This window comes from Actinoplanes sp. NPDC051633, assembly GCF_040681735.1.
Lineage (GTDB): Bacteria > Actinomycetota > Actinomycetes > Mycobacteriales > Micromonosporaceae > Actinoplanes.
Genome location: NZ_JBFAZH010001761.1, coordinates 1 through 1,141, shown reverse-complemented (window position 1 = coordinate 1,141; position 1,141 = coordinate 1). Strand labels below are relative to the sequence as shown.

2 protein-coding genes are annotated in these 1,141 nt (G+C 71.4%); both read right to left on the bottom strand.

What is annotated here, in order from left to right; genetic code table 11:
- Positions 1–602, bottom strand: a 602-nt coding sequence (locus tag AB0M20_RS44970) for a DUF4157 domain-containing protein (RefSeq protein ID WP_364307745.1), incomplete at its 3' end; no start/stop codon positions are given.
- 61 nt (positions 603–663) lie between these two features.
- Positions 664–1,141 (bottom strand): glycoside hydrolase family 48 protein (locus AB0M20_RS44965; RefSeq protein WP_364307743.1); only part of this gene is annotated, 478 nt, incomplete at its 5' end.

Below are 1,141 nucleotides of genomic sequence, written 5' to 3'. Positions count from 1 at the left end.
GCGAGCAGCTCCCTCGGCGGTTCCGCGGATCCGGGATTCTCCGCCCACGCCCGGTAGACCCGCTCGACGTCATCCCGGCTGACCCCGATGTGCGGGTTGTCCGGCACATCCGCGCCGGTCTCCTTCTCGTACTGCTTGCGCAGCGTGGACACCGGCGGCTTGTCGGCGTTGCGGAACGACCGGGAGGCGTTGGCCCGAGCGGTGGCGATGCCGTTGGTCAGCGCGGTGGTGCGCGCCGCCGCGTCGGCCGAGGTGTTGAACACCGTCTGGACGTCGGCGAAGGAGGTGGCCGCGGACGGGGCCGACCGGCTGCCCGGCGTGCACGAGATCGAGTGCTGCGCCATGCCGGCCGGTGCGACGCCCACCGGCCGGTGGCGGTCGGCATGGTCCGGCCCAGGGCCGCTCGGCAGGGCCGTGTCCGCCGACTGCTGGACCACGTGGGTGAGTTCGTGCGCCAGCAGCGCCTGACCGACCGGGGTGCCCGGGTCGAATCCGCCGGGCGGCAGGTGCACGACGCCGTCCTGGACGCCGGCCAGCGCGCGGGCGGGAGCTCCGGGCAGCCGGCTGCGCCGGACCTCCACGCCGCTCAGATCGGTGTCCACAGTGGGCTGCTCTGCCTCCCGAATCAGGAAGCAGAGCAGCTCAGAGGCCGGTTGTGCCGGATCAGCCGGTCGGGAAGAGGCGGCTGTAGTCGGCGTAGGCCATCGCTACGTCGGCCTGCGCCCAGAACCGGTGATAGTTGAAGATCGGTGCCGGTCCGCCGTCGAGGTAGGCCTGAACCTTGGGCCAGTCCTTGTCGTTCTTGTAGAACGACCGGATGTCCAGGAAGCTCACCCCGGGCCGGATCGCGTCACCGTTGGGCATCGTGCCGGACCAGCCCGGCGGGATGTAGACGCCCTGGCCGGTCGACGCGTTGAAGACGTCGTCGAACCGGGAGAAGTGGCCCTGCTCCTCGGCCACCGACACGCCCTGCGCGTCGGCGTTCGCGTTCAGGCCGTCGATCAGGCCCTTCGCCGCGGTCTTCGCGGCCGCGTTGCCGGCCTTGGCGGCGTACCACATCAGGGTCCGGGCGTAGGCCGCGGTGACGCCGACGTCCTTCGTGTGGTTGGCGACCGTGACGTGCAGGTTGGTGTTGGCCACC